We start from the raw sequence: 12,215 nt of genomic DNA, 5'->3' as shown, positions 1-12,215 counted from the left end.
GGAAATCCGGGTTCACGGACATGAGCGAGCGGCCGCACCCGATGATCGGTCGCGGCCGCTCGTGTCCGCGGGTGTGTCGGCTGGGCAGTGTGCCGCAGCCGCGAACGTCAGCTGTGGTAAGGCTCCGCGCTGATCAGTGTGACCTTCATGGTGTTGCCATTGGGCAAAGTGTATTCCCTGGTCTCGCCCACCTTGGCGTCGATGAGCGCGCCACCGAGCGGGGAACTCGGCGAGTAGGTCTCCAGCTTGGAATCGCGCAGACCCTCTTCACGGGTGGCGATCAGGAAGGTTTCGGTGTCCGTCTCGTCGCCGTCGTAGTAGACCTTGACGACCGACCCTGGAAGCGCGACGCCGGATTTCGTGGGTGCAACGCCGACCTTGGCGTTGTTCAGCAGTTCCTGCAGTTGGCGAATGCGCGCCTCCTGCTGACCCTGCTCCTCGCGCGCGGCGTGGTACCCGCCGTTCTCCTTGAGGTCGCCTTCTTCGCGGCGTTCGTTGATCTCGGCGGCGATGACCGGACGATTGGCGATGAGCGCGTCGAGTTCGCTCTTGAGCCTGTCGTGCGACTCCGGGGTAAGCCAGGTCACTTGCGTCTCAGTCATCTCGATCACTCCCTAGTAGTTGTTCCCGGCAGGCCGGGATTCCCTGAGCACTGGCGTATACCCGCTCGGAAGCAGGCATGCACCAGTCGACGGCTAGAGCGATCCTGGGAAGTTCATCGAACCCCGACAGGCCCTGGTTGCGGGCAAGCTCGCAAGCCCGAACCGTCAGTGCTGGCCGCCAATGCAGCAAACACGGCTCCGAGCCCCGGAACCGTGTATCAAACCATTTTAGCATGATTCACAAATGTGCAGGTCGGAGTTGATTTCGTGGGCACGTCGGGGGCAAACGCGCGGAAATCAGCCAGCTCGAAGATAACTGGGCACGCGATCACTACACCCGTAGATGGCGCTCGATACCGGTCGCGGGGACGCACGCACGGTTGTGGTCAACTCCACCGTTCCGCTGTTGGAGGGCTCGACGAGCACCTCGCGACGGCCCAGCTCCGAACCGTCGCGCGCCATCGCGCGGACGAAGCACACCACCGGTTGCGCCGGGTCGACCCGGGTGACCTTGAACCGGACATTCACGGTCGAGTCGTCGACCACGGTGTAGCCGAGTTGCTCGGCCTCGATGTCTTCCGGGCCGTACTTCTGATAGCCGAGGTAGGCGACGCCGAGCCCGGCCAGCAGAACCACCGCGCCGAGGACGGGCGCGATCCAGCGCCGCCGCACCAAGGGCTGCGTTCCGTACCGGTTGGCCGGCGGTCCGCTGGGCGCGGTCGCCGCGAGACCGCCGTCTTCCGGCGCAGGCTCACTCATGAAGTCGTCGCTCCCGGGGGGTAGGTCGGAACAAAAATGGGTCGAATGGAACTATAGGTAACGAAGCCCCGACACCAGCGAGCGAGAGCGACGGTGAACGAGACGTGAGTGGCCTTCGCCTCATGGCGGTGCACGCCCACCCAGATGACGAATCCAGCAAAGGTGCCGCGACCACCGCCCGTTACGCAGACGAAGGACACGAGGTCCTCGTCGTCACGCTGACCGGCGGCGAGCGCGGAAGCATCCTGAACCCGGCCATGGACACCCCGGGTGTCCTGGAGCGGATCGATGAGATCCGCCGGCAGGAGATGGCGGCCGCGGCGCGCGCGCTCGGCGTGCGCCAGCACTGGCTCGGATTCATCGACTCGGGCCTGCCGGAGGGTGATCCGCTGCCGCCGCTGCCCGAGGGGTGCTTCGCGCTGGTTCCGTTGGCGGAGGCCACCGAGGCCCTGGTCCGCGTGGTGCGCGAGTTCAAGCCGCATGTGATGACCACCTACGACGAGTTCGGCGGCTATCCCCATCCCGACCACATCCGCGGCCATGAGGTGTCGATGGCCGCGTTCGAGGCCGCGGGCGATCCCGAGCGCTTCCCCGACGCGGGCGAGCCGTGGACGCCGCTGAAGCTGTACTACGACCACGGGTTCAGCATGCAGCGGATGGAGGTGTTCGCCGCGGAGTTCGAGCGCATCGGTGAGCCGTTCCCGCTGCAGGAGTGGCTGGACCGGATGCGCAAGTACGCCGCCGAGCGCGGTGACGTGGTCTCGCGGATCACCACGCAGATCGAATGCGCCAAGTACTTCCCGCAGCGCGACGACGCCTTGCGCGCGCACGCGACGCAGGTCGACCCGAACGGGGCGTTCTTCTCCATTCCGATGGAAATGCAGCAGCGGTTGTGGCCGACCGAGGAGTTCGAGCTGGCCAAGACCCGGGTGAGCACCGCGGTGCCGGAGACCGATCTGTTCGCGGGCATCGAGGACGAGCCGTCGTGACGCTCTGGCTGCTCGCCCAGACGCCGGGCACCCCGACCGGGCCCGAGTTCGGCAAAGCGTCGCCGCTCGGGCTCGCCATCGTGCTGATCCTGCTCGCGGGCACCTTCCTGCTGATTCGGTCGATGAACCGGCATATCAAGGGTCTGCCCACGACCTTCGAGCCCGAGCATCCCGAACCGGACCAAGAGGCCGACGAGGGCACCGAGCACGGCATCACCCGACGTACCCAGGAGCCGAAAGGCGCCGACCCCGAAAAGCGCGCCGAGTAGTTTGTTGTCGTGCCGCGCGGGCGGCGGTGCTGCTGGTGCGCACAGCTGGGCGGATCGGCGTGGTCGAGGTGCTTGTCTGAGGCGTCGGCGCGGTGGCGTAAGTCACGATCACACGGCCACCTACTTTCTGTCGAAGATCGAGCTGGCGCGCGGCACCGCCCCGGCGATGGCAGTGTGGCGGAGGCGGCGACCTCAGCCGGTCGTCATCGTGCGTCGGTGATTCCGCGACGGACTTCGCCAGGACTGTGTGTGACCTTGGAGAAGTCCCGCAGTCGGGACGAATGCAGCTGGTAGGGCACGCTCGTGACCATGACACCGGGCTCGAACAGCAGCCGTGCCTTCAAGCGCAGCGAGCTCTGATTGTGCAGCAGGTTCTCCCACCAGTGACCGACGACGTACTCCGGGATATAGACGCTCACCACGTCGCGGAGACCGAATTGGCGCAGCCGTTTGATGTATTCGACTACGGGACGGGTGATTTCGCGGTACGGGGATTCGATGACTTTGAGCGGGATGGCGATGTCGTGCTGTTCCCAGTCTCGGACCAGGCCGTGGGTCTCGGCGTCGTCGACGTTGACGGTGATCGCGGTGAGGGTGTCGGGCCGGGTGGCGCGGGCGAACTGCACGGCGCGCTGGGTTGCCTTGTGCCAGCCGGACACCAGCACGATGGCGTGGACTCGGCCCGGCAGCGTAGGAGTGTCGTCGGGGTCGATCGCCAGCTCGGCGCGCACCTTCGTGTAGTGGCGGTAGATGAGGTACATCACCAGGACCAGCACCGGCATCGCGATCACGACCAGATAGGCGCCGTGGCTGAACTTGGTGATCATGACCACGACGAGAACGACGCCGGTGAAGCAGGCGCCGACCGCATTGATCAGCTTGCTTCGCCGGATACGCAATCGTTCGATCGGAAGTGTCGCGCTGCGTAATTCCCGATTCCAGTGCCGGACCATGCCGGTCTGGCACAACGTGAACGAGGTGAACACGCCCACGATGTAGAGCTGGATCAGCCGGGAGGTCTGCCCGTCGAAGGCGTAGATGAGTCCGCTCGCGACCAGCGCGAGCAGGATGATGCCGTTGGAATACGCCAAGCGGTCGCCGCGGGTGTGGAGTTGGCGGGGCAGGTACCGATGCTGGGCCAGAATCGATGTCAGCAGCGGGAATCCGTTGTAGGCGGTGTTGGCGGCCAGGATCAGGATCAGCGCGGTGGTGACCATCAGGTAGTAGAACGGGAGACTGCTGCCGCCGAAGACTGCCGCCGCGATCTGGGCGATCACCGTCTTCTGGGCGTCGGTGTGGCAGTCGCCGGAGAATCCGATGAGATCGCAGGTGTTCTCGGTGACCCGGGTGTGGGAGATCATCGCCAGCGCGGTGACCCCGCAGAACATGACGATGGCGATGACTGCCATCGCGGTCATGGTGCGAGCTGCGTTGCGGGCCTTCGGTTTCCGAAACGCCGGCACCCCGTTGGAGATGGCTTCCGCGCCCGTCAGCGCGGTACAGCCGGAGGCGAACGCGCGCAGCGCCAGGAACGTCACCGCTGCCGTACTCAGCCCGACGTGTTCTGCGTGTATCTCGTAGTGTGCGCTCTCCGCGACCGGCGCATGCCCGAATACCGTCTCGCCCAGGCCGATCGCGACCATCGTCAGCACCCCGAGGACGAATCCATAGGTCGGAATGGCGAACGTACGCCCGGACTCCCGCACGCCGCGCAGGTTCATCGCTGTCAGCAGCACGATCAACGCGATATCGATGAACACCCGGTGGGGGTACAGGCTCGGGACGGCGGAGATGATGTTGTCCACACCTGCCGCGATGGACACCGCGACGGTCATCACGTAGTCCACCATCAACGCCGCCGCGACCACCAGACCGGGGAGCGCGCCGAGATTCTCCGCGACCACCTCGTAGGAGCCGCCACCGGAGGGGTAGGCCTGCACCACTTGGCGATACGACAGCGCGACAACCGCGAGCAACAGGACGACACCACCGGCCACCCACGGCGTCAGATAGAGGTAGCTGAGCCCGCCGAGGGTGAGGATGAGCAGGATTTCCTGAGTCGCGTATGCGACGGAGGACAGCGGGTCGCTGGCGAAAATCGGCAACGCCAGGCGTTTCGGTAGCAACGTCTCACCGAGCCGATCGCTACGAAACGGGCGTCCCAGCACAACTCGCTTGGCGATATCGATCGGTGAAACCACGATGACTGAGCGTAAGGCGGCACAGGGGGTGCCGATACGGCTCGGGCCGTAGAGAAAATGTAAAAATTTGCCCGATCATCGGATGAAATGCATTAACGGGCTTACACCTGGCCCTTTATCGCATTCAGCGTTGTTTGCTCGCCGCACACCCAGGAGGGTCAACCGATCCGACCACGCTGAGCGGTGCGTTACTTACTTCGACGGCGAGGTCATATTTCCGGCTCTGGTGGAAGCATCCCAGGCAGACGTAGTGCTCGATGCGGTTCTCGGTGCCCTCTGGATTTCTGCCGGATCAGGACCCGGATTCGGGCTGCGGCAGGTGTAGCCGACCCGGCGGCAGGGCATCTATCCAGTGCTACAGCGAAAGGCGAGCCGACCTCGGGCACGGTCCGCCGCGACCGAGGAGGAATGACTACCGATATGAGTTTCCAGCAGGGCTGGCCCGGCGCGGCACCGGGCAGCTATCCGCCCCCGCATCCCCACCTGCCGGGCGATGGCTACGGGGCGCCGCGATCTTCGGCGGGTGGTGGCAGCGGGATCGCGGCGGGATTGCTCGCGTTGCTGGGTGGCGGTTGGGAGATGTATGGCCTCGTGTCGTTGGTGAAATTGCGGATCTTCGACACTCTGGCCGGTCTTGCGCTGATCAGCGTGGCGGTGGCCGGATTCGTGGCGTTCCTGCTCCTTCTGGGCGGTGTCCTGCTGCTGTGTCGATCGACTGCCGGCCGAGTTCTGGTGATCGTCGGCAGCGCACTGAGTTTGATCAACCTGGCTGTGGGACTCGCGAGGGTAGGGCTTTTCGGCCTGCAGCCGATAGTCGGCGGCGTGCTGACACTGGCGACACTCGTCCTCGCCGCCATCAGTCCGACCGGCCGGTGGATCGCGGCACGTCGTCGATCAACTCCGCTGTACAGCCCCCAGTCCGCACCGCCATATGGCCAACCCCCGTTCGCGCAGTACGGCCACCAGCCTCCCCAGCCATACGGACATCCAACCGCTCCGCCGCCGGTCCATCCGGCTCCACCGTACGGCCGGCCGCCATATCCGAACCGCTGACCTGCTGGTCCGGCGTCGGGCTGTGGCGGGGTGAAGCCGGGTGAAAGGCGGGCATCGTTAAGGGGCCTTTTACGACGAGCCGTAGCGTGCCGCCCATGACGTGATCATTTTCCAACATCTTGGAGCGGAGCGCTGAATGTGACAATTTTTTGACATCGGCACCTGTGCGGAATAATGTTGGAATATGCCAACATCGACGCGAGGTGGATCGACGCCTATTCGCTCCCCGGAGGCTCTGGGGCGGGCGGTTCGCGCTGCTCGCGTGGAGGCCGGGATGACGCAAGCCGAGTTGGCCGAGCGGACGAGAGCCAACCGATACGCCATCCACGTGCTGGAGGCGGGGAACGAGACTCGGGCTGTAGAGCTGATTTTCGATGCGCTGGCCGCGCTGGGGCTCGAGTTGACGATCCGGCCACGCGGGCGGGCGTGACGCATGGAACTGGATCTGTGGCTCGGCGGCCGTTTGGTTGCGCGGACGATCAGCCGCGATCGCGGAGCCAAGGTCCGGATTGTCTACGAAGACCAGGTCGCGGCCGAAGTCGGCAGCGAAGTTCCGCTGTTGTCCTGTTCGCTACCTACGCCAGGGCCCAGCTCTCCGGCAATGGCTCGCGCTTTCTTGGAAGGGCTGCTTCCGGAGGGACGAGCGTTGGAGACCGCGGCGGCGCAGGTGCGTGGCGTACGACTGCGTAACGGTGCTCCTGACGCTGCGAGTGACACCGTGTTGTTACTGGCTGCCTATGGCCGCGAATGCGCCGGTGCCGTCGTGGCGATGCCCGCGGGTTCGGCGAAGCCCACAGGGGGCCGGTACGAAGTGGTCGACGCCAATGGTTTGGCAGGGCTGGTGACGGCCCTGCCGGAGCATCCTCTGGGTGCCGACCTCAGTCGTGACATTCGTATGATGCTGGCCGGGGCGCAACCCAAGTTGCTCCTGGCCCGCATCGGTGACCGCTGGTGCGAACCCGTGGACGGAGCACCGTCGACCCATATTCTCAAGCCCACTGGCGTCTGGCCGCACAGCGCGCGGAACGAGGCGCTTGTCATGACGTTGGCTCGCGAGATCGGGCTGACCGATCGTCCGGTGTGGGTCGAGGACGTAGGTGGCGTCGAAGTGCTCGTGGCCGAACGCTACGACCGCGCGATACGAGCCGGCGGATCCATCGATCGGCTCCACCAGGAGGACATGTGCCAGGCCGTGGGGCTGCGGCCGGTGGACAAGTATCACATCAGCCGGCCGAGTAAGCGAATGGCCAAGCTGCTCAGACAGTTCACCGAATCACCCCGCCTCGAGCTCGAGCGGCTGTTCCGCCTGTTGGCCTTCCGTGTGATCGTCGGCGACGAGGACGGTCACGGGAAGAACTATTCGCTGTTGCTGGATGATGGAAGCGTCACGCTCGCACCGCTGTACGACTGCCTGTGTACTTTGGTCTATCCCGAACTCAGCGGTCATATGGCGACCCCGGTCGGCACCCAGGTGACCTTGGCGAAGGTTGACCGCGCGGCTCTTATCGATGAGGCCAAGGCTATGGGGATGCCCGAGGCCGAGGCGAATGCGAGCCTGGACGACCTCGGCGGCTCGGTGCGTACAGCGATCGACGCGCTGGGTCCCGGGCTGACGGCCGGATGGCCCAGCGAGCAGATGATCGGTCTTATCCGAACTCGACTCGATCGACTGGAATCCGGTCGACCACTCGGCGCACCCCGGGCTGAGGGTCCGCGATCTCATCGAACACTGGACCAATCGACATGGCAACGCCGTCCGTGACGAAGAGAGCGCTCGCCCCTGTTGTCTTCCGCCACCGGAGAGTCGAGGAGTTGGTTTCCGCGCGGCGCCGGGAGTGGTCGTACGGTGGAGCCATGAATCGGCTCGGTAAGGCGACCTCTCCGTACCTGCGCCAGCATGCGGACAACCCGGTGCACTGGCGCGAATGGGATGCCGATGCGCTGGCAGAAGCGCGTGAGCGGGACATGCCCATCCTGCTTTCGATCGGGTACGCGAGTTGCCATTGGTGCCATGTGATGGCGCACGAGTCGTTCGAGGACGTGGCGACCGCCGAGCAGATGAACGAGAACTTCGTTTGCGTGAAGGTCGACCGGGAGGAGCGGCCCGATCTGGACGCGGTCTATATGAATGCCACGGTCGCGATGACCGGACAGGGCGGCTGGCCGATGACCTGCTTCCTCACCCCGGCAGGCGAACCGTTCTACTGCGGCACCTACTATCCGAAACTTCCGCGCGGCGGCACACCGTCGTTCACGCAGTTGCTCACCGCGATCACCGATACCTGGCGCACCCGCCGCGACGAGGTGGACCAAGCGTCCGCGCAGATAGCCGAGGCGCTGCGCGCGCAGGCGGCGGGGCTGCCCGACGCGGATCTGGCCATTACCGCAGAGTTGCTCGGCCACGCCGTCGCCGCCGTGCTGCGCGAGGAGGACGAGAAGCACGGCGGCTTCGGTGGGGCGCCGAAATTCCCGCCGTCCGCGTTGCTGGAGGGTCTGCTGCGGCACTGGGAGCGGACCGGCGATCCGGCCGTGTTCGACGTGGTCGCCCGGACCGCCGAGGCGATGGCGCGCGGCGGCATCTATGACCAGCTGCGTGGGGGTTTCGCCCGGTATTCGGTCGATGCCGCGTGGGTGGTGCCGCATTTCGAGAAGATGCTCTACGACAACGCGCAGCTGCTGCGCGCGTACGCCCACCTGGCGCGGCGCAGCGCGTCGGCGCAGCCGGAATCGTTGTCGCACCGGGTCACTCGCGAGATCGTGCGGTTCCTGCTCGACGACCTGGGCACGGCGCAGGGCGGCTTCGCCTCGGCGCTGGACGCCGATACGCACCTGGAGCCCGGTAAACCAGGCGTCGAAGGTGCGACCTATGTGTGGAATCCCGCTGAGCTGGCCGGTGCGCTCGGTGCGATCGACGGGGCATGGGCCGCCGAATTCTTCGGCGTCAGCACTGCGGGGAACTTCGAACAGGGCACGTCCGTGTTGACCAGATACACCGAGCCGACCGCCGCGGCGGACAACGCCCGCCTGGAACGCGTTCGGGCGACGCTGATCGCGACGCGCGATCGCCGTCCGCAGCCCGAGCGCGACGACAAGGTGGTGACCGCGTGGAACGGGATGGCGATCACCGCGCTCGCCGAAGCCGCGGGCGCGCTGGACGAACCGGATTGGGTGGCTGCCGCCGTCCGGTGTGCGCGGTTTCTGCTCGCCGAGCACGTCGTGGACGGGCGGCTGCGGCGTGCGTCGCTGGGCGGTGTCGTCGGCGCCGCGCCCGGCGTGCTCGAGGACTACGCCTGGCTGGTTACCGGACTGCTCGCGCTGCACCAGGCCACCGGTGAACTCAGCTGGTTGGACGACGCGCAACAGTTACTGAACACGGCGATCGAGCACTTCGCCGACCCCGACCAGCTGGGCGGCTGGTTCGACACCGCCGATGACGCCGAAACGCTCGTCACCCGTCCGCGCGATCCGGTCGACGGCGCTACGCCGGCCGGCGCGTCGGCGCTGGCGGAGGCGCTGCTCACCGCCGCGGCCGTGAGCGACCCGGAGCGCGCGGCACGCTACCGCGAGCACGCCGACCGCACGCTCGAGCGCGGCGCGATCGTGCTGGCGCGTGCTCCTCGTTCGGCGGGCCAATGGCTGGCGGTCGCCGAGGCGGCCCTGCGCGGGCCGCTCCAGGTCGCGATCGCCACCGAATCCGGCTCCCGCCCAATGGAATTGCTCACCGCGGCCCGGTTGGCCGCTCCTGGCGGCTCGGTCGTTCTCGCTGCCGCTCCCGATGCCGTCCCGCTGCTGGCCGATCGGCCACTGGTTCGGGACGCCGCCGCGGCGTATGTCTGCCGCGGTTCGGTGTGCGACCTGCCGGTCTCCACCCCCGACCAGCTCCGCATGGCGCTGCGGCGGAACTGACAACGCGCCGGCTGGATGCGCTCAGCGCAGGACCACCAGCCACACCGCGACGTAGTGCGTCAGCGCCGCGAGGGCCGTGGCCGCATGGAAGAACTCGTGGTGACCGAACACAGTCGGCCACGGATTCGGCCACTTGGTCGCGTAGAGGATGGCGCCGCCGCTGTAGAACAGTCCGCCGATCAGCAGCAGGATCAACGGCGCGATGCCGATCTGGCTGTTCAGTTGTCCGGCCACCGGCACGATGGCCCAGCCGAGCAACAGATATAGCGGAACGCCGACCCAGCGGGGCGCGGTCGGCCACAGCAGTTTCAGCGCCACCCCGGCCAGCGCTCCCGCCCAGACCACGGCCAGCAACGTCTGCCCCGTCCGTCCGGGCAGCCCGAGTAACGCGAACGGCGTATAGCTGCCCGCGATGAACAGGAAGATCATCGAATGGTCTGCCCGCTTCATCCGGATGCGGGCGCGCACGGTCGGCCAGGTCACCCGGTGGTAGATCGCGCTGATGCCGAACAGTCCGCACACGGTGAACCCGTAGACCAGCGTCGACCATCCCGCCGTCGCCGAGATCGTGGCGGCGGTCGCGATCAATATCGCGGCCGCGATCGCCGCGACGCCGACGGCCCAGGTGTGGATCCAGCCGCGCAGGCGTGGTTTGACGAGCACATCCGCGAGCGCTTCGCCCGCCGCGTGCGGGCCCGTGGTGACCAGTGCCGCGTCGGCGGCGCCGACCGGTTCGGACACGAGTACCTCCTGATTGGACGCAGCCGGACGAAGTCCGGCCCAATTGGACACAGCTGGAGCAGTCCGGCCCAATGGACGCAGCCGGAGGATTCCGGCCCAATGGACGCAGCCGGAGGATTCCGGCCCACATGGACACAGCCGGAGCAGTCCGGCCGTAGCCGCGTGCCGGCCGAGCGGAGATGGCGCAGCCGCTCAGCCGAACCCGTGAGTAACCTACGGAACCGTAAGTTACGGCTCTACAGTACTGTACCGGCGTATCCCGGTCGATGCCGAGATCGTGTCGGTGAGGCGTAGGGTGGCCCGCGTGGAACTTCCGAGTCAGGTGCGGGGTCTGCCGTATCGCATCTACGAGGCCCGGCTGTCCAGGCAGCTGGCCGGCAAACAGCATCCCCGCCACGTCGCGGTGATGTGCGACGGCAATCGCCGGTGGGCGCGGGAGAACGGTTTCACCGACGTCAGTCACGGTCATCGGGTCGGCGCGCTGAAGATCGCCGAATTGGTCGGCTGGTGCGCGGCCGAGGGCATCGAGATGGTCACGGTCTACCTGCTGTCCACCGAGAACCTGCGGCGCGATCCGGACGAGTTGGAGACGCTGTTCGAGGTGATCACCGACGTGGTCGAGGAACTGTCGGCACCGGAGCAGACCTGGAGCGTGCGCATCGTCGGCTCACTCGACGGCTTCCCCGAACTCATCGCCAAGCGGCTGCGTACCGCGGCCGAGCGCACCGAAGGTCGCGATGGTGTGCACGTCAACGTCGCGGTCGGTTACGGCGGCAGGCAGGAGATCGCCGACGCGGTGCGCTCGCTGGTCCGGCAGGAGGTCGCTGCGGGCGAGACGGGTGAGGACCTGGTCCAGTCGATCACGGTGAACGCGATCGGCCAGCATCTCTACACCTCCGGCCAGCCGGACCCCGACCTGGTTATTCGCACCTCCGGTGAGCAGCGATTGTCCGGGTTCCTGCTGTGGCAGAGCGCATACTCGGAAATATGGTTCACCGAGGCGTACTGGCCGGAGTTCCGGCGGGTGGATTTCCTGCGGGCATTGCGCGACTACGCCGCACGCCATCGCCGCTTCGGCGTCTGAGCCGGTCTCTGTGCGGCGGATCTGCCGCTGTTCTCGCTCACCGCGCGGTGCGATGAGCGCCGATTTCGTCAGCTACCCGGAGTTCGGTAGGCGCTTTCTGGAGTTCGCAGCCTCCGAAGAGCGCATCTTGGCGACATTCAGCCGGCTGACCGGCGCCGCTTTCGATCTCGGCCCGATCGGCGTCGGCCCGGGGCGGCTGGCGAAGGTGACCGCGGAGGTCCAGCTCGGCCGGTCGCGGCTGCACCGGCTGGATGGCGAGCTGATCTGCTTCGAGCAGATCATTCCGCTGGAACTCGACCTGCTGCTGGACGTGGCCGTCGATCGGCATCGGTTCCACGTCGAAGGCACGGTTCACCTGCACCTGACGGTGCGTACCGCCGCGCCGTTGCGGGTGGTGATCGAGATCGCCGAGCCGCGTCCGGCCGACGTCCGGGTCGATGTCGCCGCCGCGACCAGGCGAGGCCAGTGGCTGCGCGTCCTCGCCGGCGTCGATCATGAGGTCAGGCGATTCGTCGCCCGCTATATTTCTACCGAAATCCGCAGGCCGGATGTAGCCGCCGCCTGCGATATCGATGTCGCCCGGCGCCTCGATCAAGCGTGGCAGCTGTAAT

General features: G+C 66.6%; 12 protein-coding genes. 8 read left to right on the top strand and 4 right to left on the bottom strand.

Features of this window, described 5'->3' with window-relative positions; translation table 11 throughout:
- Positions 1–107: 107 nt before the first annotated feature.
- Both greA and ACT86A_RS09720 read right to left on the bottom strand, forming a co-directional pair.
- Complete coding sequence (gene greA, locus ACT86A_RS09725; RefSeq protein WP_445091702.1) at positions 108–602, bottom strand: transcription elongation factor GreA; 495 nt, start codon at positions 600–602, stop codon at positions 108–110.
- Positions 603–899: 297 nt separating this feature from the next.
- On the bottom strand, positions 900–1,361 hold the full coding sequence (locus ACT86A_RS09720; RefSeq protein WP_445091701.1) for a DUF4307 domain-containing protein: 462 nt from the start codon (positions 1,359–1,361) through the stop codon (positions 900–902).
- A gap of 122 nt (positions 1,362–1,483) precedes the next feature.
- Between ACT86A_RS09720 and mca the strand changes: the two genes are divergently transcribed.
- Together mca and ACT86A_RS09710 are read left to right on the top strand one after the other, a co-directional pair.
- Positions 1,484–2,350 carry a mycothiol conjugate amidase Mca gene (gene mca, locus ACT86A_RS09715; protein WP_445091878.1) on the top strand — a complete coding sequence of 289 codons (867 nt, stop codon included), beginning with the start codon at positions 1,484–1,486 and terminating at the stop codon, positions 2,348–2,350.
- Positions 2,347–2,619 carry a hypothetical protein gene (locus ACT86A_RS09710; protein ID WP_445091700.1) on the top strand — a complete coding sequence of 91 codons (273 nt, stop codon included), beginning with the start codon at positions 2,347–2,349 and terminating at the stop codon, positions 2,617–2,619. The genes mca and ACT86A_RS09710 overlap by 4 nt, the downstream gene beginning before the upstream one ends.
- Positions 2,620–2,822: 203 nt before the next feature.
- Here the strand turns inward: ACT86A_RS09710 and ACT86A_RS09705 are convergent, their stop codons facing one another.
- Entirely contained in the window at positions 2,823–4,820 is a 1,998-nt protein-coding gene (locus ACT86A_RS09705; RefSeq protein WP_445091699.1) for an APC family permease, read from the bottom strand.
- Between the two features lie 408 nt (positions 4,821–5,228).
- On the opposite strand from ACT86A_RS09705, the gene ACT86A_RS09700 reads away from it, so the two are divergent.
- From ACT86A_RS09700 to ACT86A_RS09685, 4 genes are all read left to right on the top strand, one after another.
- The gene (locus ACT86A_RS09700) at positions 5,229–5,873 is read left to right on the top strand and encodes a hypothetical protein (protein WP_445091698.1); all 645 of its coding nucleotides are present in this window, start codon (positions 5,229–5,231) and stop codon (positions 5,871–5,873) included.
- A 274-nt stretch (positions 5,874–6,147) separates the two neighbouring features.
- Positions 6,148–6,303 (top strand): hypothetical protein, encoded by a 156-nt coding sequence (locus ACT86A_RS09695; protein WP_445091697.1) that lies wholly within the window; start codon positions 6,148–6,150, stop codon positions 6,301–6,303.
- A 3-nt stretch (positions 6,304–6,306) separates the two neighbouring features.
- Positions 6,307–7,635, top strand: coding sequence for a HipA domain-containing protein (locus ACT86A_RS09690; RefSeq protein WP_445091696.1), 1,329 nt, complete (start codon positions 6,307–6,309; stop codon positions 7,633–7,635).
- A 92-nt stretch (positions 7,636–7,727) separates the two neighbouring features.
- On the top strand, positions 7,728–9,779 hold the full coding sequence (locus ACT86A_RS09685; RefSeq protein ID WP_445091695.1) for a thioredoxin domain-containing protein: 2,052 nt from the start codon (positions 7,728–7,730) through the stop codon (positions 9,777–9,779).
- Positions 9,780–9,800: 21 nt separating this feature from the next.
- On the opposite strand, the gene trhA is transcribed toward ACT86A_RS09685, so the two are convergent.
- Positions 9,801–10,487: a PAQR family membrane homeostasis protein TrhA gene (trhA, locus tag ACT86A_RS09680; protein ID WP_445091877.1), complete on the bottom strand. Its 687-nt coding sequence runs from the start codon at positions 10,485–10,487 to the stop codon at positions 9,801–9,803.
- A gap of 328 nt (positions 10,488–10,815) precedes the next feature.
- Between trhA and ACT86A_RS09675 the strand changes: the two genes are divergently transcribed.
- Positions 10,816–11,604, top strand: coding sequence for an isoprenyl transferase (locus ACT86A_RS09675; protein WP_445091694.1), 789 nt, complete (start codon positions 10,816–10,818; stop codon positions 11,602–11,604).
- Between the two features lie 52 nt (positions 11,605–11,656).
- On the top strand, positions 11,657–12,214 hold the full coding sequence (locus ACT86A_RS09670; protein WP_445091693.1) for a hypothetical protein: 558 nt from the start codon (positions 11,657–11,659) through the stop codon (positions 12,212–12,214).
- The last annotated feature ends 1 nt before the right edge of the window (position 12,215 follow it).

It is taken from the genome of Nocardia glycosmidis (assembly GCF_052545115.1).
Note: the sequence above shows the minus strand (reverse complement) of the source record. Positions and strands in the feature narration are given on the sequence as shown.

Bases quoted from the DNA above. Each gene is read 5' to 3' on its own strand.
- greA (WP_445091702.1), bottom strand. From the start codon at position 602: ATGACTGAGACGCAAGTGACCTGGCTTACCCCGGAGTCGCACGACAGG.
- ACT86A_RS09720 (WP_445091701.1), bottom strand. From the start codon at position 1,361: ATGAGTGAGCCTGCGCCGGAAGACGGCGGTCTCGCGGCGACCGCGCCC.
- mca (WP_445091878.1), top strand. From the start codon at position 1,484: ATGGCGGTGCACGCCCACCCAGATGACGAATCCAGCAAAGGTGCCGCG.
- ACT86A_RS09700 (WP_445091698.1), top strand. From the start codon at position 5,229: ATGACTACCGATATGAGTTTCCAGCAGGGCTGGCCCGGCGCGGCACCG.
- ACT86A_RS09695 (WP_445091697.1), top strand. From the start codon at position 6,148: ATGACGCAAGCCGAGTTGGCCGAGCGGACGAGAGCCAACCGATACGCC.
- ACT86A_RS09690 (WP_445091696.1), top strand. From the start codon at position 6,307: ATGGAACTGGATCTGTGGCTCGGCGGCCGTTTGGTTGCGCGGACGATC.
- ACT86A_RS09685 (WP_445091695.1), top strand. From the start codon at position 7,728: ATGAATCGGCTCGGTAAGGCGACCTCTCCGTACCTGCGCCAGCATGCG.
- ACT86A_RS09670 (WP_445091693.1), top strand. From the start codon at position 11,657: ATGAGCGCCGATTTCGTCAGCTACCCGGAGTTCGGTAGGCGCTTTCTG.